The 22,154-nt window shown below is 72.0% G+C and carries 14 protein-coding genes; 1 reads left to right on the top strand and 13 read right to left on the bottom strand.

Annotated features, from left to right (window positions below):
• Nucleotides 1-21: 21 nt before the first annotated feature.
• The 9 genes from IE269_RS27780 to xylB form a co-directional block, all read right to left on the bottom strand.
• Nucleotides 22-558: a GNAT family N-acetyltransferase gene (locus IE269_RS27780; RefSeq protein ID WP_189825901.1), complete on the bottom strand. Its 537-nt coding sequence runs from the start codon at nucleotides 556-558 to the stop codon at nucleotides 22-24.
• A 23-nt stretch (nucleotides 559-581) separates the two neighbouring features.
• Entirely contained in the window at nucleotides 582-1,430 is an 849-nt protein-coding gene (locus IE269_RS27775) for a GNAT family N-acetyltransferase (protein ID WP_189825900.1), read from the bottom strand.
• Between the two features lie 343 nt (nucleotides 1,431-1,773).
• Entirely contained in the window at nucleotides 1,774-2,931 is a 1,158-nt protein-coding gene (gene ispG / locus IE269_RS27770) for a flavodoxin-dependent (E)-4-hydroxy-3-methylbut-2-enyl-diphosphate synthase (RefSeq protein WP_189825899.1), read from the bottom strand.
• Nucleotides 2,932-3,102: 171 nt separating this feature from the next.
• The gene (locus tag IE269_RS27765) at nucleotides 3,103-4,404 is read right to left on the bottom strand and encodes a M50 family metallopeptidase (RefSeq protein WP_189825898.1); all 1,302 of its coding nucleotides are present in this window, start codon (nucleotides 4,402-4,404) and stop codon (nucleotides 3,103-3,105) included.
• Nucleotides 4,401-5,675, bottom strand: a complete 1,275-nt coding sequence (gene dxr, locus IE269_RS27760) for a 1-deoxy-D-xylulose-5-phosphate reductoisomerase (RefSeq protein ID WP_189825897.1) — start codon at nucleotides 5,673-5,675, stop codon at nucleotides 4,401-4,403. Before dxr ends, IE269_RS27765 begins: the two co-directional genes overlap by 4 nt.
• Nucleotides 5,676-5,743: 68 nt before the next feature.
• Entirely contained in the window at nucleotides 5,744-8,389 is a 2,646-nt protein-coding gene (gene secA / locus IE269_RS27755; RefSeq protein WP_189825896.1) for a preprotein translocase subunit SecA, read from the bottom strand.
• 121 nt (nucleotides 8,390-8,510) lie between these two features.
• A complete protein-coding gene (locus tag IE269_RS27750; protein ID WP_189825895.1) occupies nucleotides 8,511-9,245 on the bottom strand; it encodes a hypothetical protein in 735 nt (244 codons plus the stop codon).
• Between the two features lie 45 nt (nucleotides 9,246-9,290).
• Nucleotides 9,291-11,249: an acyl-CoA dehydrogenase family protein gene (locus IE269_RS27745; RefSeq protein ID WP_189825894.1), complete on the bottom strand. Its 1,959-nt coding sequence runs from the start codon at nucleotides 11,247-11,249 to the stop codon at nucleotides 9,291-9,293.
• Nucleotides 11,250-11,597: 348 nt separating this feature from the next.
• The gene (gene xylB, locus IE269_RS27740; RefSeq protein ID WP_189825893.1) at nucleotides 11,598-13,079 is read right to left on the bottom strand and encodes a xylulokinase; all 1,482 of its coding nucleotides are present in this window, start codon (nucleotides 13,077-13,079) and stop codon (nucleotides 11,598-11,600) included.
• 326 nt (nucleotides 13,080-13,405) lie between these two features.
• Here xylB and xylA point away from each other — a divergent pair, with 326 nt between their 5' ends.
• Complete coding sequence (xylA, locus tag IE269_RS27735) at nucleotides 13,406-14,575, top strand: xylose isomerase (RefSeq protein ID WP_189825892.1); 1,170 nt, start codon at nucleotides 13,406-13,408, stop codon at nucleotides 14,573-14,575.
• Nucleotides 14,576-14,821: 246 nt separating this feature from the next.
• Here the strand turns inward: xylA and IE269_RS27730 are convergent, their stop codons facing one another.
• The 4 genes from IE269_RS27730 to IE269_RS27715 all read right to left on the bottom strand — a co-directional run bounded on the left by IE269_RS27730 (nucleotide 14,822) and on the right by IE269_RS27715 (nucleotide 21,983).
• Entirely contained in the window at nucleotides 14,822-16,096 is a 1,275-nt protein-coding gene (locus IE269_RS27730; protein ID WP_189825891.1) for an ROK family transcriptional regulator, read from the bottom strand.
• Between the two features lie 61 nt (nucleotides 16,097-16,157).
• Nucleotides 16,158-17,603, bottom strand: a complete 1,446-nt coding sequence (locus IE269_RS27725; protein WP_189825890.1) for an aldehyde dehydrogenase family protein — start codon at nucleotides 17,601-17,603, stop codon at nucleotides 16,158-16,160.
• A gap of 280 nt (nucleotides 17,604-17,883) precedes the next feature.
• The gene (locus tag IE269_RS27720) at nucleotides 17,884-19,482 is read right to left on the bottom strand and encodes a PucR family transcriptional regulator (RefSeq protein WP_189825889.1); all 1,599 of its coding nucleotides are present in this window, start codon (nucleotides 19,480-19,482) and stop codon (nucleotides 17,884-17,886) included.
• 131 nt (nucleotides 19,483-19,613) lie between these two features.
• Nucleotides 19,614-21,983 carry an ATP/GTP-binding protein gene (locus tag IE269_RS27715; protein WP_229898262.1) on the bottom strand — a complete coding sequence of 790 codons (2,370 nt, stop codon included), beginning with the start codon at nucleotides 21,981-21,983 and terminating at the stop codon, nucleotides 19,614-19,616.
• Between the last annotated feature and the right edge of the window lie 171 nt (nucleotides 21,984-22,154).

Below are 22,154 nucleotides of genomic sequence, written 5' to 3'. Positions count from 1 at the left end.
GTGGGGGCGGGCGGAAATCGGTTACCGCCGCAGTGGCAGCGGCGCCCCCATCACCGCGTACGCGCGCGGGGCGCTCGGGAAGAGGACCTGCTCGGCCAGGTCCGCGTACCCCAGGGAGCGGTACAGCGCCCGGGCCGGGCTCTCGATGTCGATCGCCGACAGGATCGACCGGGGTTCGGCGGCCCCGTCGGTGATGGTCGTGATCAGGGTGCGGCCGATGCCCCGGGCCTGGTAGTCGGGGTGGACGTGGAGTTCGGTGATGACGAAGGAGTCGTCGAGCCAGCCGTCGCGTCCGTAGCGGCGCAGGTAGGGCTCGACGATGGTGGACCACCAGTGCGTACGGTCGTTGGGCATCCCGTACACGAAGCCGACGAGGCGGCCGTCCGGTGTGGTGGCGCCCAGGGCGCGCGCGCCGGGGCTGGTCATGTGCCGGAGCACGATGTGACGTCGTACGCCGACCTCGTCCGCACTGAGGCCGAAGGCGAGCGCCTGCACGGCGAGCGCCTCGTCGACGTGCTCCGCGAGGTCGAGGGGGCCGATGGCTGCTTCGTCCGTCATGCGCGAACACTAGCCGCCAGGGGTCAGAAGAGAACGCTTGTAAAAGCGCCGACCTCACGGAAGCCGACACGGCGGTACGAGGCGCGGGCGGGGGTGTTGAAGTCGTTGACGTAGAGCGAGACGACCGGGGCCACGTCCGCGAGGGCGTAGCGCAGGACGGCGGTCATGCCGGTGACGGAGAGGCCCTTGCCACGGTGTTCGGGGGCGACCCAGACGCCCTGGATCTGGCAGGCGGTGGGGGTGGCGGCGCCGATCTCGGCCTTGAAGACGACCCTGCCGTCCTCGTCCAGGCGGGCGAAGGAGCGGCCCGCGCCGACCAGTTCGGCGACCCTGGCCTGGTAGAGGAGGCCGCCGTCGCCCGCCATCGGGGAGACACCGACCTCTTCGGTGAACATGGCCACGCAGGCGGGCATGATCGTTTCCATCTCGTCCTTGCGGATGCGGCGGACGAGGGGGTCGGGCTCGATGTCGGGCGGGAGCTGCTCGGTGACCATCAGGGGCTGGTGGGCGCGGACCTCGCGGGCGGGGCCCCAGCTGGGTTCCAGGAGCCGCCACAGGAGGCCCGTGGACTCGGCGGGGCCGACGATGGAGGAGCAGCGGCGGCCGGTGCGGCGGGCGCGCTCGGCGAAGGCGCGGACGGCTTCGGGGGTGGCGCAGATGGGGACGAGGTTGGCGCCGGAGTAGCAGAGGCTGCGGAGGTGTCCGCCCTCGTAGTAGCCCCACATCTCGCCGCCGAGGCGCCAGGGGTCGAGGCCGGCGACCTGGACGCGGGAGGTCACGAAGGCGTTGTTGACGGGCTCGCTCTCCAGGAGGGCGAGTGCCTCGGCCAGGTCGCCGGGGGCGAGGACGCGGCAGGTGGTCGTCGTCAACACGTGGGGGCCTCACGGTGCGGATTGCTGATCTCCGCACTGTACCGTTCCTCGGTTGATCTGCCAGGGTCGGCTGGATCCGGGGGGGCGGGGGCGGGTGGGGCTGGCCGGTGTCGGGGGTGCGGGCAGGGGCGGAACCGGGGTGGGCCCGGATCGGGTGGGCCGCCCCCTTGCCCGCCCGTTCCGCCCCCGGGGGGCGGCCCCGCCGCCCAAGGGGGCGAGGGGAGCAGGGGCGCAGCCCAAGGGGGGCGAGGGGAGCAGGGGCGCAGCCCAAGGGGGGCGGGCGGAACGGGGAAGCCCCGCTCTCCCGAGGGTGGGAGGGCGGGGCTTCGTGATGCCGGGGGTTTTACTTGCCGATGGCGACCGTCGGTTCGCCGGAGGGGACGCCGTCCTTCTCCATCTGTTCGGCGATCTTCATGGCTTCCTCGATGAGGGTCTCCACGATCTTCGACTCCGGGACGGTCTTGATGACCTCGCCCTTCACGAAGATCTGGCCCTTGCCGTTGCCGGAGGCGACGCCGAGGTCGGCCTCGCGGGCCTCGCCGGGGCCGTTGACGACACAGCCCATGACGGCGACGCGCAGCGGGACCTCCATGCCTTCGAGGCCGGCGGTGACCTCCTCGGCGAGCTTGTACACGTCGACCTGGGCGCGGCCGCAGGACGGGCAGGAGACGATCTCCAGGCGGCGCTGGCGGAGGTTGAGGGACTCCAGGATCTGGATGCCGACCTTGATCTCCTCGACCGGCGGGGCGGAGAGCGAGACCCGGATGGTGTCGCCGATGCCCTCGGAGAGCAGCGCGCCGAAGGCGACGGCGGACTTGATGGTGCCCTGGAAGGCGGGACCGGCCTCGGTGACGCCGAGGTGCAGCGGGTAGTCGCACTGGGCGGCGAGCTGGCGGTAGGCGTTGACCATGACGACCGGGTCGTTGTGCTTGACCGAGATCTTGATGTCGCCGAAGCCGTGCTCCTCGAAGAGGGAGGCTTCCCAGAGGGCGGACTCGACGAGCGCCTCCGGGGTGGCCTTGCCGTACTTCTTCAGCAGGCGGGCGTCGAGGGAGCCGGCGTTGACGCCGATGCGGATGGGGGTGCCGGTGTCGCGCGCGGCGTGCGCGATCTCCTTGACCTTGTCGTCGAACTGCTTGATGTTGCCCGGGTTGACGCGGACGGCGGCGCAGCCCGCGTCGATCGCGGCGAAGACGTACTTCGGCTGGAAGTGGATGTCGGCGATCACGGGGATCTGCGACTTCTTCGCGATCGTGGCGAGAGCGTCGGCGTCGTCCTGGGTCGGGCAGGCGACGCGGACGATCTGGCAGCCCGATGCGGTGAGTTCGGCGATCTGCTGGAGCGTCGCGCCGATGTCGGACGTACGCGTGGTGGTCATCGACTGCACCGACACGGGTGCGTCTCCGCCGACCGCCACGGTGCCGACCTGGATCTTCCGGCTGATCCTCCGGTCGGCGAGCTTCGTCGGAACGGCGGGCATTCCGAGAGAAATTGCAGTCATCTGCTGTGCAACCCCAAGTGTGGATCTAGGTCCCGGGCAATCGGCGGGCTCCGGCCTTCGAGCGTACGTCACCTGGGAAGACCGGAGTACACCACGTCGACAAATCCACTCAATGGAGACCAGAAACCGGCACCCCCGAAGGGATGCCGGTGACCGGTGGTGTGCGTAGTGCTAGGAGATGCGGACGGGGTTGACCACGTCGGCGATCAGGACCAGCACGGTGAAGCAGATGAAGATGCCCGCGACGACGTAGGCGACCGGCATCAGCCGGGCCACGTCGAAGGGGCCGGGGTCGGGCCGCTTGAAGACCTTGGCCAGGTTGCGGCGCAGGGACTCCCAGAGGGCGCCGATCATGTGGCCGCCGTCGAGCGGGAGCAGCGGGAGCATGTTGAAGAGGAAGAGGGACAGGTTGAAGCCCGCGACCAGGAACACCATCATCGCGACGGTGTTCTCCATCGGCAGGCCCATGCCGAGGATCTCGCCGCCGACCCGGGCGGCGCCGACCACGCCCATGGGCGAGTCCGCCTTGCGCTCCTCGCCGTTGAACGCCGCGTTCCACAGGTCGGGGACCTTGGAGGGCAGCGCGATCAGGGAGTCCACGCCGGACTGGAACATGGTGCCCATCTGGTCGACGGACTCGCCGAGGGTGAGCGGGGTGACGGCGACGCCGGGGCCGAAGCCCAGGTAGCCGGCGTCGACGTACTCGCCCTTGACGGGGTTGCCGTCGGCGTCCTTCTTGAGGACCTTGTTGGTGCCGACCGTGGTGGTGAGGACCTTCTGCTGTCCGGCGCGCTCGACGGTGATGCTGACCTTGCCGCGGGAGGCGCGGATGCGGTCGGAGAGCGTGGCCCAGTCGCTGATCGGCTGCCCCTGGTAGGCGACGATCTTGTCGCCCTTCTGGAGTCCGGCCGCCTTGGCGGGCGACGGCTGGTCGCTCGCCCGGCAGTCACGGTTCTCGCTCTGCGAGACGACGCAGGGGACGACGTTGTCGACAGTGGTGGTCTGCTTGTTCAGCCCGATCGTCATGAACACGCCGAGGAAGAGCACGAAGGCGATGACCAGGTTCATGAAGGGACCGGCGAACATCACCACGAAGCGCTTCCACGGCTTGCGCGTGTAGAAGAGCCGCTCCTCGTCGCCGGGCTTCAGTTCCTCGTACGCCGCCGAACGGGCGTCCTCGATCATGCCGCGCCACGGCGAGGTGGAGCGGGCCTCGATCCGGCCGTCGGCGCCGGGCGGGAACATGCCGATCATGCGGATGTAGCCGCCGAGCGGGATGGCCTTGATGCCGTACTCGGTCTCGCCCTTGTGCCGCGACCAGATGGTGGGGCCGAAGCCGACCATGTACTGGGGGACGCGGATGCGGAAGAGCTTGGCGAAGGAGAGGTGGCCGAGCTCGTGCAGGGCGATCGAGACGAGCAGCCCGACGAAGAAGATGACTATCCCGAGGACCGTCAACAGGATTTGCGTCATGCGCGAGCCTCCGCCGTTGCCTTCTTCTGTGCCCGTACGTGGGCGTCTGCCAGTTCACGGGCGCGGGCCCGTGCCCAGGACTCTGCTTCCAGGACGTCCGCGACGGTCAGGGAAGTTCCCGATGCCGGGGTGCCGTGTTCCGCGACCACTTCCGCGACCGTATCCACGATTCCTGTGAAGGGCAGCCGTCCCGCGAGGAACGCGTCGACGCATTCCTCGTTCGCGGCATTGAACACCGCCGGGGCCGTGCCCGCGAGCGTTCCGACGTGACGGGCGAGTCCCACCGAGGGGAAGGCCTCGGTGTCCAGGGGGAAGAACTCCCAGGTGGAGGCCTTGGACCAGTCGAAGGCGGGGGCGGCGTCCGGCACCCGTTCGGGCCAGCCGATGCCGATCGCGATGGGGCCGCGCATGTCGGGCGGGGTGGCCTGGGCGAGCGTGGAGCCGTCGGTGAACTCGACCATGGAGTGCACGTACGACTGGGGGTGGACGACGACCTCGATGCGGTCGAAGGGGATGTCGTAGAGGAGGTGCGCCTCGATGACTTCCAGGCCCTTGTTGACGAGGGTCGCGGAGTTGACGGTGATGACCGGGCCCATCGCCCAGGTGGGGTGGGCGAGTGCGTCCTCGCGGGTGACGTGCGCCAGTTCCGCCTTGGTACGTCCTCGGAAGGGGCCGCCGGAGGCGGTGACGACGAGCTTGCGGACGTCGGCGCGGGTGCCGCCGGCGAGCGCCTGGAAGAGCGCGGCGTGCTCGGAGTCGACCGGGATGATCTGGCCGGGCTTCGCGAGCTCCTTGACCAGGGGGCCGCCGACGATGAGGGATTCCTTGTTGGCGAGGGCCAGGGTGCGGCCCGCCTTCAGGGCGGCGAGGGTGGGCGCGAGACCGATGGAGCCCGTGATGCCGTTGAGGACGGTGTGGCAGCCGGAGGCCGCGAGCTCGGTGGCGGCGTCGGGTCCGGCGAGGATCTCGGGCAGCGGGTCCGTCCCGTACCGGGCGGACAGCGCCTCGCGCAGCGCGGGGACGGCCTCCTCGCGGGCGACCGCGACCGTACGCACCTGCAGCTGGCGCGCCTGGTCGGCGAGCAGGTCGACCTGCGATCCGGCCGCGGAGAGCGCGGTGATCCGGAAGCGGTCGGGGTTGCGCAGCACGAGGTCGATGGCCTGCGTGCCGATCGACCCGGTGGAACCGAGGACGACGACGTCGCGCGGCCCTTCGGTCACGGCTCCGTAGCGGAGGTGCGGGTCGGCGAGGGGGGCTGGACTGTCGGTCATCCCCCCATTGTGGCCCGCGCGCGGTCGGCGGTGGACAGCGCGCCCCTCATCGGCCCGTGCGGCGGCGGTTATCGGTCACGGCGGTCCTCGCGCCGGCGCTCCTCGTCGCGGGTGACGACGCCGTCCTCGGTGTCCATGGTGGGGGCGCTGAAGCGCAGTCCCCCGTCGGGCGGCGGGGCGAGGTCGGCGGGCGCCTCGGTGACGTCGACCTTGAGGTGGAAGAGGAAGCCGACGGTCTCCTCCTTGATGGCCTCCATCATGGCGGTGAACATGTCGAAACCGTCGCGCTGGTACTCGAAGACGGGTTCGCGGCCGAGCATGCTGCGCAGCCCGATGCCTTCGCGCAGGTAGTCCATCTCGTAGAGGTGCTCGCGCCATTTGCGGTCGAGTACGGAGAGCAGCACCCGGCGTTCGAGCTCGCGCAGGGCGTCGGGGCCGAGCTCCGTCTCGCGGGCGGCGTACCGGTCGTGGATGTCGGCGCGGACCAGGTCGGCGAGGGTCTCGGGGGTGAGGTCGTGGTCGGCGCGGACCTTGTCGAGGTCGAGGGTGACGGGGTACAGCTCGCGCAGGGCCCGCCACAGGCGGTCGAGGTCCCAGTCCTCGGGGTAGCCCTCGGCGGTCTCGGCGGCGACGTACGCGTCGGTGGTGTCGTCCATGAAGTGGCCGATCTGGCTCTGGAGGTCCTCGCCCTCCAGGACCCGGCGGCGCTCGGCGTAGACGAGCTTGCGCTGGCGGTCCATGACCTCGTCGTACTTCAGGAGGTCCTTGCGCGCCTCGAAGTTCTGCCGCTCCAGTTGCGACTGGGCGGACGCGACGGCCCGGGTGACCAGCTTGTTCTCGATGGGTACGGCGTCGGGGAGGTTGGCCATGGTCATGACGCGGTCGACGGCCTGGGCGCGGAAGAGCAGCATCAGGCTGTCTTCGAGGGAGAGGTAGAAGCGGGAGGCGCCGGGGTCGCCCTGGCGGCCGGCCCGGCCGCGGAGCTGGTTGTCGATGCGGCGGGACTCGTGGCGTTCGGTGCCCAGCACGTAGAGGCCGCCGAGTTCCTTGACCTCTTCGGCCTCGGCCTCGCGGTCGTACGGGACCGGATCGGCCGGTGGCTCTTCGGCCTCGGTGTCCGCCTCGGGGAGTTCGCCGCCGCCCAGCATGATGTCGGTGCCGCGGCCGGCCATGTTGGTGGCGACGGTGACCGCGCCCCGGCGGCCCGCACGGGCGACGATCTCGGCCTCGCGGCGGTGGTTGCGGGCGTTGAGGACCTCGTGCGGGATGCCCCGGCGGCGCAGCAGGCGGGAGAGGTGCTCGGACTTCTCCACGGAGACGGTGCCGACGAGGACGGGCTGCCCGGCCGCGTACCGCTCGGCGATGTCGGTGACGACGGCCTCGAACTTGGCGTCCTCGGTGCGGTACACGAGGTCGGGTTCGTCGCGGCGGACCATGGGCCGGTTGGTGGGGACGGGGACGACCTGGAGCGAGTAGATCTGGTGGAACTCGGCGGCTTCCGTCATGGCGGTGCCGGTCATCCCGGAGAGCCCTTTTCCGTACAGGCGGAAGAAGTTCTGGAGGGTGACGGTGGCGAGGGTCTGGTTCTCGTTCTTGATCTCGACGTTCTCCTTGGCCTCGATGGCCTGGTGCAGGCCGTCGTTGTAACGCCTCCCGGAAAGCAGCCGCCCGGTGTGCTCGTCGACGATCAGCACCTCGCCGTCCATGACGACGTAGTCCTTGTCCTTCTTGAAGAGTTCCTTCGCCTTGAGGGCGTTGTTGAGGTGACCGATGAGGGGGGTGTGCACGGAGTCGTAGAAGTTGTCGATGCCGAGCTGGTCCTCCAGGTATTCGACGCCGGATTCGAGAATGGCGACGGTGCGTTTCTTGGGGTCGTACTCGTAGTGGTGGCGGGCGCGGATCTCGGCGAGTTCGTCCTTCTGGAGCGGGGAGGTGAACCGCTCCTCCTGGATGAGCACGCCGTTCATCGCGGCGGCGAACCTCACGAAGGCGCCGTACCACTGGGTGGGCTGGTCGGCGGGTCCGGAGATGATCAGCGGGGTGCGGGCCTCGTCGACCAGGATCGAGTCGGCCTCGTCGACGACGGCGAAGTGGTGCCCGCGCTGGACGAGTTCCTCCAGGCTCCAGGCCATGTTGTCGCGCAGGTAGTCGAAGCCGAACTCGGTGTTGGTGCCGTAGGTGATGTCGCAGGCGTACGCGGCGCGGCGGTCGGCGGGGGTCATGTCGGCCTTGATGACGCCGACGGTGAGCCCCATGAAGCGGTACGCGGCGCCCATCCAGGTGGCGTCGCGCTCGGCGAGGTAGTCGTTGACGGTGACCAGGTGGGCGCCCTTGCCGGTGAGGCCGTTGAGGTAGAGCGGGAGGGTGGCGACGAGGGTCTTGCCCTCGCCGGTGCGCATTTCGGCGACGCACTGGAGATGGAGGGCGGCGCCGCCCATGATCTGTACGTCGAAGTGGCGCATGCCGAGGGTGCGGGCGGCGGCTTCGCGCATGGCGGCGAAGGCTTCCGGGAGGAGGTCGTCCAGAGTTTCCCCCTCGGCGTGCCGTCGGCGGAATTCCCCGGTGAGGGCCTGGAGTTCCGGGTCGGTGAGTTCCCGGAACTCCGCGTCGAAGAGATTGACCTGTGCGACGATCTTTTCGAGCCTGCGCAGCATGCGGCCCTCTCCGGCGCGCATGATGCGGTGGGTGAGCTGTCCCAGACCGAATTTCGGCATCGGAAATCCCCCTGTCCCCGACGGCCCAGTTTCAGCGGAGAGTGCGTTTGCCGCAAGGAGAGTTCTGACGGGTGGGACTCGATGAATTCCGTGGGACCTGATTCATCGATCGGTGCGGAATTCACTTCCCGGGACTGCTGAATTTCTCCGTCTGCGCGTCCACGATCTCCTTCGGTACGCCGCCGAGGTCCTTGCCGTCGAGGTTCTCGGCCCGGAAGGAGACCAGGGTCGCCCCGTACCGCACCACGGTCAGGTACTCGTACGAGGCGCTCCGGCCGGGCCCGTCCTTCAGGCCGAGCCGGTACGCCACGGCCTCGTCGCCGGCCCCGGCCGGGGCGACGGCCTTCGCGACGGAGGTGTACGTCCCCGTACCGCTCCCCCGCACCTCGGTGAACCCACCGGCGCACGCCTTCCCGGCGGTGCGCAGCTCGCCCATCACCGCCGCCGCACGTCCCTTGCCGTACGAACGCAACTGCACGGCGACGTCGGCTCCCTGAAGGTGCTTCGGGTCGGTGAGCCTGCGGTGCACCTGGGCGACGGGCCCGCCGCGGGCGCTCCGGAGCGAGACGAGGGACTGGCAGGCGGGCGGCTTCGCGGTGTAGGCGTCGCTCAACGGGCCGCCGGAGACGGTGTATTCGCCCGTACGGTACGGTCCGGCCTCCGCGCCGGGGGCGAGCGAGCGAGCGGCGAGCGCGGGCTGGGCCAGGGGCTTCGGCGCGGCGGAGGGCTTGGCGTCGGTGCGGGCGGCGGGGTCGGCGGGGCCCCCGCAGGCCGCGAGTGCGGCGGTGCAGGTGAGCACCGCCAGGATCGCGCGTATCGGTGCGTGCGTGCCGTACTTCCCGTACCCCTGGTTCATAGGGACATCGTGGGGCACGGGAAGCGGCGGTGTCATCCGTTCCGGTCAGCGGATGGGGCGGTGGACGTTGTCCTCCTTGGCGGGGCCGGGGGTGGCGTCGGCGATCCAGGGGCCGTCGCCGCTGGGGTCGACGATGCCCTGTTCCAGCCAGGTGTAGGTGCCGGAGAGGACGCCTTGGACGACCTTGCGGTCGAGGTCGTCGGTGTTGGTCCAGAGGCGGTCGAGGAGTTCTTCGGTCCGGATGCGGGACTGGCGGCAGAAGATGTCGGCGAGTTGGTAGGCCTCGCGGCCGTAGTCCTCGGTGGTGCGCAGGAGTTCGGCGCGTACGCAGGCGGCGCTCATCGCGAACAGCTCGGCCCCGATGTCGACGATCCGTCCGAGGAAGCCCTGCTTGGTCTCCATGCGGCCCTGCCAGCGGGACATGGCGTAGAAGGTGGAGCGGGCGAGCTTGCGGGCGGTGCGCTCGACGTAGCGGAGGTGGCCGGAGAGGTCGGGGTGGCCGTCCGGGTGGAACTCGCTGAAGCTGCGCGGGAGTTGACCGGGTCCGGCGACGAGCTTGGGCAGCCAGCGGGCGTAGAAGCCGGTCGCCTGCGCGCCCGCCCGCGCCTTGTCGGAGAGGGTCTTGTCGGGGTCGATGAGATCCCCCGCGACCTTGAGGTGGGCGTCGACGGCCTCGCGGGCGATCAGCAGATGCATGATCTCCGTCGACCCCTCGAAGATGCGGTTGATCCGCAGGTCCCGCAGGACCTGTTCGGCGGGGACGGCCCGCTCGCCGCGCGCGGCGAGCGAATCGGCGGTCTCGAAGCCGCGTCCGCCCCGGATCTGGACCAGCTCGTCGGCCATGAGCCAGGCCATCTCCGACCCGTACAGCTTCGCGAGCGCGGCCTCGATCCGGATGTCGTTGCGGTCCTCGTCCGCCATCTGCGAGGACAGGTCGAGTACGGCTTCGAGGGCGAAGGTGGTGGCGGCGATGAAGGAGATCTTGCCGCCGACGGCCTCGTGGTGGGCGACGGGCTTGCCCCACTGCTCACGCACCGCGGACCACTCGCGGGCGATCTTCAGGCACCATTTGCCGGCGCCGACGCACATGGCGGGCAGGGAGAGCCGTCCGGTGTTGAGGGTGGTGAGGGCGATCTTCAGCCCGGCCCCCTCCGGCCCGATCCGGTTGGCGGCCGGGACGCGGACCTGGTGGAAGCGGGTGACGCCGTTCTCCAGGCCGCGCAGGCCCATGAAGGCGTTGCGGTGCTCGACGGTGACGCCGGGTGAGTCGGCCTCGACGACGAAGGCGGTGATGCCGCCCTTGGTGGTCTCCGTCTTCGGCACGCGGGCCATGACGACGAGGAGGTCGGCGACAACGCCGTTGGTGGTCCAGAGCTTCACGCCGTCGAGGACGTAGGAGTCCCCTTCCGGCACGGCGGTGGTGGCGAGGCGGGCGGGGTCGGAGCCGACGTCGGGCTCGGTGAGCAGGAAGGCGGAGATGTCGGTACGGGCCAGGCGCGGCAGGAAGGCGTCCTTCTGCTCCTGGGTGCCGAACAGCTTCAGCGGCTGCGGTACGCCGATGGACTGGTGCGCGGAGAGGAGGGCGCCGAGGGCGGGGTTGGCCGAACCGACCAGCGCGAGCGCCTTGTTGTAGTAGACCTGGGTCAGCCCCAGGCCCCCGTACTTCCGGTCGATCTTCATGCCGAGCGCGCCGAGCTCCTTCAGCCCGTTGATCGTCTCGTCGGGGATGCGGGCCTCGCGCTCGATGCGGGCGCTGTCGATCCCGGTCTCGCAGAAGACCTTCAGCTTGGCGAGGAACTCCTCGCCGCGGGCGGCATCCTCGGGCGGGGGCATGGGGTGCGGGTGGATGAGGTCCAGGCGGAAGCGGCCGAGGAAGAGCTCCTTGGCGAAGCTGGGTTTGCGCCAGTCCTGCTCGCGGGCGGCCTCGGCGACCTGCCGGGCCTCGCGTTCTGAAACTTTGGGGCCGGTGACTTTGGGGGGCCGGTTTGCGTGTGGTGCGGACATGAGGCTCACCTCGCCGCGCGTCGGGATCAAGGACCCGGCGGGTGCCGTATCGCCGCGAGCTGCCGCGTACGGCTACCGACCGGTTCTACCCACTCGTATCTACCTCATTGCGCCCATTGCCACCAGGGCTCGGGCGGGGGCGGGGGCGGAACGTGCCGGTGCCGGGCGGCTCGGTCGCGCCCCATCAGGGGCGCGGGGAACTGCGCGAGCAACCACGACGCACCTGCACGGAGCCGTGCAATTGCCCCGCGGGTCTAGGTGAAGGGGCGGGGCTGGGGACCCTTTGGCCCGGCGGGCCGACGCTTCCCGTGCCCGCCCCCGGGGGGGCCACCGCCCAAGGGGGCTGGGTCAGGCGAGCCAGTTCGAGGAGGCCTGCTGGAGGACGTCCTCGATGCGGGCCCAGGCCTCCAGGTCGCGCTCCGCGGGAGGGAGTTCCCGTACCGCGCCCGCGTTCCAGGAGGCGGCTGCCGCGACCGGGTCCGTGTCCGTCGCCGCGCCGTGGGCGAGCGCCGCCGCGCCGAGGGCGACCAACTCCGTTGCGGCGGGAAGGAGTACGGGACGCCCGGACAGGCGGCGGACCGTGTCGACCCAGGTGCGGCCCTTCGCCCCGCCGCCGATCAGGCGCAGGGGACGGTCCGCGACGCCCGGGGCGTACGGGTCGGCGCCGCACGCGGCGAGGAGTTCGTCGAGGGCGCGCAGCACCGTGAAGGCGGCGCCCTCGTACGCCGCACCGAGGATCTGCTGCGGAGTCGTCGCGTGCCGCAGGCCCGCGAGGAGGCCGGAGGCGGTCGGCAGGTCCGGGGTGCGTTCGCCGTCGAGGTACGGGAGGAGGACGGCGCGGCCGCCGGGGGCGGCGTCCTCGCGGTCCAGGCGCAGGAGTTCGGCGATCTTGTCCACGGCGAGGGTGCAGTTGAGGGTGCAGCCGAGGGGGAGGTAGGTGCCGTCGGTCGCGGCGAAGCCGTTGATGCCGGGGCTGGTGGGGCGGGCCCGGGTGGCGGCGAAGACCGTGCCGGAGGTGCCGAGGGAGACGACCGGGTGGTCGAGCAGGCCCGCGCCGCCGAGCCCGAGGCCGACGGCCGCCGCCATGTTGTCGCCGGTTCCGGCGGCCACCGGGATTCCGGCGGGCAGGTCCAGATGGGCGGCTGCGGCGGCGGTGAGGCCGCCGATGCGGGTGCCGCCGGTGGGGGCGACCGCGGGGAGCAACTCCGGCCGGATGCCGAGGAGTTCGAGGATCTCCGGGTCGTACCCACCGGTGGCCGTGGAGTACCAGCCGGTGCCCGACGCGTCGCCGGGGTCCGTGGCGGCCACGCCCGCGAGGCGCTCGGTGAGGCAGTCGTGCGGGAGGCGCAGGGCGGCGGCCGCGTCGGCGGTGCGCGGGTCGGTCTCGCGCAGCCACTGCCAGGTGGTGGCGGTGATCGAGGCGACCGGGAGTGATCCGGTGCGCTCCAGCCACCAGCCGCCGCCCTGCTTCGCGGCGAGGGCGGCGGCCTGCGGAGCGGAGCGGGTGTCGTTCCACAGGGCGGCGGGGCGCAGCGGGCGGCCGGCCGCGTCGAGGGCGACGAGGCCGTGCTGCTGGCCCGCGACGGCGATGCCGGTGACGTCGTCCGCCCGCACCCCTGCCGCCGCGAGCCCCTCCCCCACCGCGTCGGCGAGGGCCTGCCACCACTGCTCGGGGTCGCTCTCGCGGGCGCCGTCCGTGCCGGTGACGGTGTGCGGGGCGCGGCCGAGGCCGAGGATGCGGCCGGTGGCGGGGTCGACGACGGCGGCCTTGGTGGACTGGGTGGAGCTGTCCACGCCGATGACGACGGGGGTACGGGGGCTGGGGGTCATCGGACGGTTCGCTCTCTTCGGGGTTCGGCGGGGGCGGAGGGGTCGACGCGGGTGCAGGGGTCGACGCGGGTGGAGGGTCGACGCGGGTGGAGGGTTAGACGGGTGGAGGGTTTTGATCGTACACAGAACAAATGCGCGTGTGGAGCATTCCGTAGCTCCCGACACAGCAGCCGCCACCCGCCCCGCCCGGGACCTAAGCCCTCAGATTCAAGGGAGTTCATCCGGGGTCTAGTCAGCCCGGAGCGTCTCGTGCAGTATTTGCCATGTCGGCAAACAAATACCGCTGACACGCAATGCGAGTACCCGCGAGGACAAAGGTGCCGACCATGACGGATCGCTACTCCCCCACCCCCGAGGACAAGTTCACCTTCGGTCTGTGGACCGTCGGCTGGCAGGGCCGCGACCCGTTCGGGGACGCCACCCGCCCGGCCCTCGACCCGGTGGAGTCAGTGCGCCGGCTCGCCGATCTCGGGGCGTACGGCGTGACCTTCCACGACGACGACCTGATCCCCTTCGGCTCGGCCGACGCCGAGCGCGACGCGATCGTCAAGCGCTTCCGTGCCGCGCTGGACGAGACCGGCATGAAGGTGCCGATGGCGACGACGAACCTGTTCACGCATCCGGTGTTCAAGGACGGCGGGTTCACGGCCAACGACCGCGACGTACGGCGGTACGCGCTGCGCAAGACGATCCGCAACATCGATCTGGCGGTGGAGCTGGGCGCGACCACGTATGTGGCGTGGGGCGGCCGGGAGGGCGCGGAGTCCGGTGCCGCGAAGGACGTACGGGTTGCGCTGGACCGGATGAAGGAGGCCTTCGACCTGCTCGGCGAGTACGTGGTCGAGAAGGGTTACGACCTGCGCTTCGCCATCGAGCCCAAGCCGAACGAGCCGCGCGGCGACATCCTGCTGCCGACGATCGGGCACGCGCTGGCGTTCATCGAGCGGCTGGAGCGGCCGGAGCTGGTCGGGGTGAACCCCGAGACCGGCCACGAGCAGATGGCCGGACTCAACTTCCCGCACGGTATCGCGCAGGCGCTGTGGGCGGGGAAGCTCTTCCACATTGATCTGAACGGTCAGACGGGAATCAAGTACGACCAGGACTTCCGCTTCGGGGCCGGTGATCTGCGGCAGGCGTTCTGGCTGGTGGACCTGCTGGAGACGGCCGGGTACGAGGGGCCGAGGCACTTCGACTTCAAGCCGGTGCGGACGGACGGGTTCGACGGGGTGTGGGAGTCGGCGGCGGGCTGCATGCGGAACTACCTGATCCTCAAGGAGAGGGCGGCGGCGTTCCGGGCGGATCCGGCGGTGGTGCAGGCGTTGCGGGACTCGCGGCTGGATGAGCTGGCGCGGGCGACGGCGGAGGATGGGCTGGCCGGTCTGCTGGCCGACCGGAGTGCGTTCGAGGACTTTGACGTGACGGCTGCGGCGGAGAGGTCGATGGCGTTCGAGCGGTTGGATCAGTTGGCGATGGAGCACTTGCTCGCGGTGCGGTGAAGTTTCGTACTCGGCTTTGGATGAACTTCCGCCGGCGCGAGGGCCCGTCTCCCTCCGCGTCGGCGGTGAACCCTTCCGGGGGCGGGTGAGGGTTCTCGCCCGTGGGGCCCGGTGGGTGGGTGCGGATGCTCGCGGAGTACGAGTCCGCCGAGCCGGTCTCCACGGAGAAGCTGCTGGTCAAGGCCTGAGAGTTACGTTTGCGGGCGGGCCCCGGGCGCAGGTGCGCCCCGGGCCCGCTTCCGGCGTCTACCTGGCTTCCGCGTACGCCACGGGATCGGCCAGCACTTCCCGTACGACCAGGGAGGCGGCCCCCCGCGCGGCGTCGCCCGCGAGGGAGGAGGCCCGCAGCCGGCCGGAGCCGACCGCCCACAGGTCGGAGACGACCCGGGCCGCGAGCTCGTCCTCGACGACGGGGGCGAGCCAGGGCGCGAGCCCCCGGTAGATGCCGCCCAGGACGACGGCCTCGGGGTCGAGCATGTTGACCACGCCGGACAGAACGATGCCCAGGTGCTCGCCCGCCGTGTGCAGGGCGGCGAGGGCGTCCGGGGCACCGGCGGCGGCCCGGCGCTCCAGCAGGGCGACGCCGGACACTCCGGCGTTCTCGTCGATCCCGGCGTTGCGGAGGAGGGCGAGCTGGCCCGCGTACTGCTCCAGGCAGCCGTGCGCCCCGCACCGGCAGGGCGGACCGTCGGCGCGGGCCACGACGTGCCCGATCTCCCCCGCGAACCCGTGCGCACCGCGCAGGAGTTGGCCCTCCACGACGAGCGCACCACCCACCCCGACCTCGCCGCTGAGGTAGAGGAAGGAGCGGGGGGCACCGGGGCCGCCGCACCAGAGTTCGGCGAGGGCGGCGAGGTTGGCCTCGTTGTCGGCGCCGACGGGCAGGGCGCGGCGGCCGGGCAGGAGGGCGGCGAGGGCCTGGGCGAGGAGCCCTTCGACGGCGACACGGTTCCAGCCGAGGTTGGGGGCCTGCCGGACGGTGCCGCCGGAGACGAGCCCGGGGAGCGCCAACTGCACGCCGACAAGGCGGAGTTGCTGCTCGGCGGCGGACTCCGTGGCGCGTACGGCGATGCGGGCGGCGCGGTGCAGGACGTCGGCGGGCGGGACGTCTCGGTTGTCGAGATGCTCGGTGAGCCGGACCCGGTCGGTCCCCCCGAGATCGACGACGCACACGGTGACGTAATCGATGTTGATCTCGATGCCGAGCCCGGCGACACCGGTGCGGGCGACCTTCAGTACGGTGCCGGGCCGCCCGGCCTGCCCGCTGAAGGTCTTTCCCGACTCGGCCAGGAACCCGCCCTCCAGCAACTGCTCCACCAGCGAGGACACCGCCGCCCGGGTGAGGCCGACGCGGGCGGCGACCTGGGCCCGGGTGATCTCGCCCTCGTCGTGCACGGCACGCAGCACGAGGCTGAGGTTGTGCCGCCGGACGGTGTCCTTGTCGGCCTTGGGGCCGAGGGGGCGGGGCGGCGCGGAGGGCTCCGGGAATGCCGGAGGGGAGGCCGGTGAGCTGCTCGTCATGGTGCTGACGAGCCTACTGGCCTCCCCTCGGGGTGCTGCTTTACAGGTCGATGCCCGCTCTTTACAGGTCGATGCCCGTCAGGACCATGACGCGCTCGTACGTGTAGTCGTCCATGGCGTAGCGGACGCCCTCACGGCCGATGCCGGACTGCTTGACGCCGCCGTACGGCATCTGGTCGGCGCGGTAGGAAGGGACGTCGCCGACGATCACGCCACCGACCTCCAGGGCGCGGTGGCCCCGGAAGGCGGCCTGGATGTCGTGCGTGAACAGGCCCGCCTGGAGGCCGTACTTGGAGGAGTTGACGGCCTCGAACGCCTCCGCCTCGCCGTTGACCTTCTGCACGGAGAGGACCGGTCCGAAGACCTCCTCGCAGGAGAGGGTGGTGTCGGCGGGGAGGGCGGCGAGGACGGTCGGCGCGTAGCTCGCACCGTCGCGCTTGCCGCCGGTCAGCAGCTCGGCGCCGGCCTTGACGGCCTCGTCGACCCAGGACTCGACGCGCTTGGCGGCGTCCTCGCTGACCAGCGGGCCGACGTCGGTGGCGGCGTCGGACGGGTCACCGGTGACCTGCGCCTCGACGGCGGCGACGATCTTCGGCACGAGCCGGTCGTACACCGACGCATCCGCGATGACCCGCTGCACGGAGATGCAGGACTGGCCGCCCTGGTAGTTCGAGAAGGTCGCGATGCGGGTCGCGGCCCAGTCCAGGTCCTTCTCGTCGGAGAAGTCGCCGAGGACGACGGCCGCGCCGTTGCCGCCCAGCTCCAGGGTGCAGTGCTTGCGCGGGACGGAGTCGAGGATCGCGTAACCGACGGTCTCGGAGCCCGTGAAGGACACGACGGGCAGCCGCTCGTCCTGGACCAGGGCGGGCATCTTGTCGTTCGCGACCGGCAGTACCGACCAGGAGCCCTCGGGCAGGTCGGTCTCGGCGAGCAGCTCGCCCAGGATCAGACCCGACAGCGGGGTCGCCGGGGCGGGCTTGAGGATGATCGGCGCGCCGACGGCGATGGCCGGGGCGACCTTGTGTGCGCACAGGTTCAGCGGGAAGTTGAACGGGGCGATGCCGAGGACGACACCCCGGTTGAAGCGGCGGGTCAGCGCGAGGCGGCCGACACCACCGGCGTCGGTGTCGAGGCGCTGGGCCTCGCCGCCGTTGAAGCGCCGGGCCTCCTCGGCGGCGAACCGGAACACGGACACCGCGCGGCCGACCTCGCCGCGGGCCCACTTGATGGGCTTGCCGTTCTCGCCGGAGATCAGCTGGGCGATCTCCTCGGTGCGCTCGACGAGACGGTCGGCGACGTGCACGAGGGCGGCGGCGCGGACGTGGGCCGGGGTGGCGGAGAAGGACTCGCGCACGGCGTACGCGGCGGCGACGGCCTCCTCGACCTGGGCGTCGGTCGGAATGCTCACGGTGCCGACGGTGCGGCCGTCCCAGGGGGAGGTGACGTCGAAGGTGTCGTCACCGGTGGCCTGGCGGCCGGCGAGCCAGAAGGCGTGGGTGGAAGTCATGTCGGGGTCCGGCCCTTCCGAGGTGGAGGTGGGGTGGGATTACGGGTCCACGGTAGGGGCGGAAACGGACGGCGTCGTTTGTCCGGGGTGGAGTGTTGGGGGTGGGCCGGGTGCCGGAATGGTGCGGGGTGGCGGTCCGCGCCCCGTCAGGGGCGCGGGGAACTGCGCGAGCAACCAGAGAACAAGCCGCGCGGCAAGCGCTTTAGGGAAAGGGGCGGGTCTGGGGCGAAAACACCCCGGTACCGGGTCACGGTAGACCCGCCCCCGGCGAACCCCCGACCTACGACGTCGACGTCGCCTTCAGGGCAAGCCACAGCTCCATCCGGACATCCGGATCGTCCAGCGAGCGGCCCAGGATCTCCTCCACCCTCCGCATCCGGTACCGCAACGTGTGCCGGTGCACCCCCAGCTGCGCCGCCGCCGCATCCCACTGCCCGTGCCGCGACAGCCACGCCCGCAGCGAGGCGACCAAGTCCCCCCGCCCCGTCGCATCGTGCTCGCGCAGCGCCCGCAGCATCCCGTCCGCGAACGCCCGCACCGCATCGTCCGCGAGAAGCGGAAGCACCGACCCCGTCGCCAGCTCCTCGTGCTCGACGAGCGCCCGCCCCCGCCGCCGCGCCACCGACAGCGCCTGCTCGGCCTGCTTGAAGGCGGTGGCCGCCGCGATCGGCCCCGCCGGGGCGGAGAGGCCGACGACCACGTCCCCCTCCTCCGCCGGTTCCAGCGGCCGCGCCGCCTCCCCCCGCCGCACCGCCATGTGCGCCGCGCACGCCGCCACCGATTCGCCGCCGTCGGCCGCGAGGATGACCACCCGGCCCCCGTCGGGCACGACGAGGATGACCTCGCCCGCCCGCGCGGCCGCCGATTCCAGCGCGTCCACCAGCACCTGGAGCGCCTCCCCCGCATCCCCGCCCTCCGCCGCCGCCTCCGCGATCAGCAGCCGGAACGGGGCGTCGAGCAGCCCCCCGTACAGATCCCCGGCGACCGCCCGCGCATGGTCGGGCTCGCCCGCGAGCAGCATCCGCAGCACCGCCGCCCCCAGCCGTGTCTCGGCGGCCTGGAGCGCCCGGGTGCGCTCGGAGGTGAGGGTGAGCAGCGCGACGGCCGAGTGCACGGCGTAGCGTTCCGCCGTCCCGAGCGGTGCCGCCGTGCCGACGGCGAGCGTCCCCCGGGCCCGCCGTCCGGCGCCCAGCGACTGGAGTTCGACGCGGTCCTCGCTCGGCCCGCCGTCGCCCGCTCCCGCCACACCCGCCACGACCGCGCTGGCCGGTGCGGGCCGGTCCCGCAGGCGTTCGACGTCCGGCACCAGCCGGGCGGCCCGCTTGCTCGCCCACTCCGGGGCGGCGGCCACCAGGGCCCCCGACGCGTCGTACACGGCGGCCCACCCGGAGACGTGCGCGGCGAGCCGCGCCACCAGTTCGCCGGGCCCGGTCAGGGCGGCCCTGGTGAGCTCCCGCTGGGCCTCGAAGCCCGCCGTGACCGCCCGGTACTGGTCGGCGGCGATGGCCGCCGAGACCGCCTTGGAAATGGCGAGGAAAGGGGTGCGCCGCGGCACTTCCAGGAGCGGAAGCCCCTCCTCCTTGGCCGCGACGAGGAGGGCCTGCGGAATGTCGTCGTACGAGACCCCGACGGCGAAGCCGATCCCGACGACCCCCGCGCCGACGAGCCTGCGCACGTACCGCCGCATGGCCTCGGGGTCCTCGGCGTCGAGCTTCATGGCGGTGATCAGCAGCAGTTCCCCGCCCTCCATGTAGGGGACGGGATCGGCGAGTTCACTGACGTGCGCCCAGCGCACCGGGGTCTCCAGCCGGTCCTCCCCGGCGCGCACGACGAGTTTGAGCGCGGAGTGGTGGACGAGGGAGGCGAGGGTGGGCGGCATCGGAGGGCGGAACCTTCTCGGGGGAATGTGCCGTCCCGTATGAACGGCACTGCCAATTCTGCCAGGGCGTACGTAAGGCGCGCGTCGCCCCGGAAGCGGGCCCAGGAAGCAGCCCCCCGAAGACCGGCGGATCAGTCCCGCAGGTCCACCAGCAGCGGCGGGGCATGCTCCCCGCGCACCGTCGTGAGCGACAGCACCGCGTGCCCTGCGGGTACCCCGCGCGCCAGCTCCGATGCGGACCAGCGCTCGCGCTCCACCTTCTTCACGGTGACCGCCTTGGTGACCACGGCCTTCCCGGTGACCAGCTTGCGCAGCGCGTGCACGGCCCGGGTGAAGGGCTGGTTGGCGAAGACGGTGTGCTGTGCGACCTCGGTGGTCTCCACCCACTCCGTCCCCCAGGCCTCGGTGAACCGCCGCCCGTCCCAGGTGGTGACCCCGGAGAACGCCATGTGGCAGCCGACCGCCCCGAGCAGCGGGATGTGCAGGCCCTCGGGTACGTCGTCGACGGTACGGAGATTGAGCACGACCCCCGCGTTCGCCGACCGCAGCCGCCCGATCCCGCGCACAGTGTCGGGGGTGAGGGTGGCCGTCGCGTCGTCCAGCACCAGGCAGGCGAAGAGCGAGCGGTCGGTGCGTGCGGTGACCGCCGTCAGGAACTGCGCCAGGATCAGCCGCGCCAGCAGCCGCGAGGCCTCCGCGTACCCCTGCTCCGGCAACTCCACCCGCACCCGCATCGGGTGGTGCTGGAGCGCCCGCAGCGAAAAGGGCCGGGCGGCGGGATCGGTGGCGAAGAAGTCGGAGAACGCGGGCCGGTCCAGCAGCGCCAGCCGGTCGGCGAGCGCCGGGCACGGGTCGGCTGCGGTGCCCATCTGCCGCACCCGCGAGGAGAGGTCGCGCAGCATCGCGCTCTCACCGGCCCCGTCGAGGTCGGACGCGAGCCGCTGGAGCGCGGCGGGCTCGGCCCGCAGCAGCTCGTACAGCTCGGGCACGGCGGGGAAACGGCCGTGCACCGCGTGGTACGGCCCGATGAGCTGGGCCAGCGCGGTCGCCGCCCGCCCGGTGTCGACGGCGTCGAGGTCCCCGACCAGGGCCTCGGCGAGGACGGCGGAGGCGGATTCGGCGTCGGTCGTGCCGCCGTACAGGTCGAGGTCGTGGACGGAGGAACGGTCGCCGATGCGGACCACGACGTCGTACGCCTCGTCCTCGGCGAGCGGCGTCCCGGCGGCGCACACGGCCAGCACGGCGCACTTCCCGGCGAGCGCCTGGAGGGCGAGGGACTCGACGACGGGCACGGTGAGCCTGCGGGTCTTGCCCGCGCCGGGCGGCCCGACGGCCAGCAGCGAGGTGCCCAGCACGGCGGGCTCCAGGGCGACGCCGACACCCCGGCTGCGGTACGGGTTGGGCTCGCCGTCGACGTACCGGCCGATCCGCACCTGCCCGGCGAGCAGGTCGTGGCGTGCGCTGCGGTGCGGGAGGTCGCGGTCGCCGGAGGGGTGGGTGAAGGCGGCGGCGCCGTCGCGCAGGACCGTCTCCGCGAAGGCGGCCCGCAGCTCGGGGGCGCCGTCGGTGGCGGTCCACGCGGTGCGCACCCGTACGACGTCGAGGTCGCTCATCCGCCCCTGCCGCACCTCCGCGGTGAGCCGGTCGGCGGCCTCGCCGAGCCCGGCGGCCCGCAGCTCGGGCCAGCGGGCGGGGGTGGCGGCGGGGTGGGCGGGCTGCGCCGGGGCGGGGGTCTTCGTACGGCGCAGGAGGTCGGGCCAGCCGCCCATGCGGGCGAAGGGCCAGAGGAGGGCGAGGGTGATCACCGCGTAGAGGACGTACGAGACGGTCATGGCCCGTGCGACGGAGCCCGACGCGTCCGGCTGGAACCACGCGTCGGGCAGCAGCAGGAAGACGGGGTCGACGACGAGCAGGGTCCGCGACCAGGTGAGCACCTGCACGATCGCGGCGAGCCCGAGGGCGGTGAGGGCCCGGCCGGGCTGCGGGCGGCTGCTGACGAAGCGGCGGAAGACCTCCGGCCAGTTGCCGAGCCTGCCGAACCAGTACACGATCGCGGCGCAGACCAGCCCGTTGTAGACGACCACCGCCTCGGCGGCCTCGGCGGTCCTCGCTCCGCCGAACATCCCGAAGTTCCACCACTCCTCGGGGGTGAACAGCTTCAGGGGCACCAGCTGGTACGGGATGTAGGCGTTGCGCCACAGCGACCACAGCAGCAGCCCCGAGAGCAGCGAGATCAGCGCGCCGACCAGCAGCGCCCGGTCGCCGACCGCCTCCTCTTCCGGCCGGTCGGGCCGGGGCACGTGCCCGTACCGCCAGATCCCGGGCTCGGCCTTCGGGCGCGGTGCGCCCAGCCAGTCCTCGGTGCGCGACAGCGGCGGGGCGGCGGGCGGCACGGGCGGCAGGTCCGGGGGCGGCGGCCCGGCGGGGCGGGGCACCGACGCACCCGCACGGCCCGCACGGGTGGCGGCGCGTGTCTCGTCGTGCCTGTCACCGGTGTTCATGTGCTGCCCCTCGTCCCCACGAACCAGCTCCTGCCGCGTCACAATCTAGTGGCCCGGTCCCCCGCTTCCGGGCCGTCGAACCCCCGAGCCCGCTATGTCCGTACCGGACAACACGCCCCCCGTACTTCTCCGGGACGGAACATGCCCACCGAAGGCGCCCGCCCCTAGCCT

It is taken from the genome of Streptomyces spiroverticillatus (genome assembly GCA_014650415.1).
Lineage (GTDB): Bacteria > Actinomycetota > Actinomycetes > Streptomycetales > Streptomycetaceae > Streptomyces > Streptomyces spiroverticillatus.
The sequence above is the reverse complement of the archived record's forward strand: the minus strand, read 5'-3'. Positions and strand labels throughout refer to the sequence as shown.

Bases quoted from the DNA above. Each gene is read 5' to 3' on its own strand.
- IE269_RS27780 (WP_189825901.1), bottom strand. From the start codon at position 558: ATGACGGACGAAGCAGCCATCGGCCCCCTCGACCTCGCGGAGCACGTC.
- ispG (WP_189825899.1), bottom strand. From the start codon at position 2,931: ATGACTGCAATTTCTCTCGGAATGCCCGCCGTTCCGACGAAGCTCGCC.
- IE269_RS27765 (WP_189825898.1), bottom strand. From the start codon at position 4,404: ATGACGCAAATCCTGTTGACGGTCCTCGGGATAGTCATCTTCTTCGTC.
- dxr (WP_189825897.1), bottom strand. From the start codon at position 5,675: ATGACCGACAGTCCAGCCCCCCTCGCCGACCCGCACCTCCGCTACGGA.
- secA (WP_189825896.1), bottom strand. From the start codon at position 8,389: ATGCCGAAATTCGGTCTGGGACAGCTCACCCACCGCATCATGCGCGCC.
- IE269_RS27750 (WP_189825895.1), bottom strand. From the start codon at position 9,245: ATGAACCAGGGGTACGGGAAGTACGGCACGCACGCACCGATACGCGCG.
- IE269_RS27745 (WP_189825894.1), bottom strand. From the start codon at position 11,249: ATGTCCGCACCACACGCAAACCGGCCCCCCAAAGTCACCGGCCCCAAA.
- xylB (WP_189825893.1), bottom strand. From the start codon at position 13,079: ATGACCCCCAGCCCCCGTACCCCCGTCGTCATCGGCGTGGACAGCTCC.
- xylA (WP_189825892.1), top strand. From the start codon at position 13,406: ATGACGGATCGCTACTCCCCCACCCCCGAGGACAAGTTCACCTTCGGT.
- IE269_RS27730 (WP_189825891.1), bottom strand. From the start codon at position 16,096: ATGACGAGCAGCTCACCGGCCTCCCCTCCGGCATTCCCGGAGCCCTCC.
- IE269_RS27725 (WP_189825890.1), bottom strand. From the start codon at position 17,603: ATGACTTCCACCCACGCCTTCTGGCTCGCCGGCCGCCAGGCCACCGGT.
- IE269_RS27720 (WP_189825889.1), bottom strand. From the start codon at position 19,482: ATGCCGCCCACCCTCGCCTCCCTCGTCCACCACTCCGCGCTCAAACTC.
- IE269_RS27715 (WP_229898262.1), bottom strand. From the start codon at position 21,983: ATGAACACCGGTGACAGGCACGACGAGACACGCGCCGCCACCCGTGCG.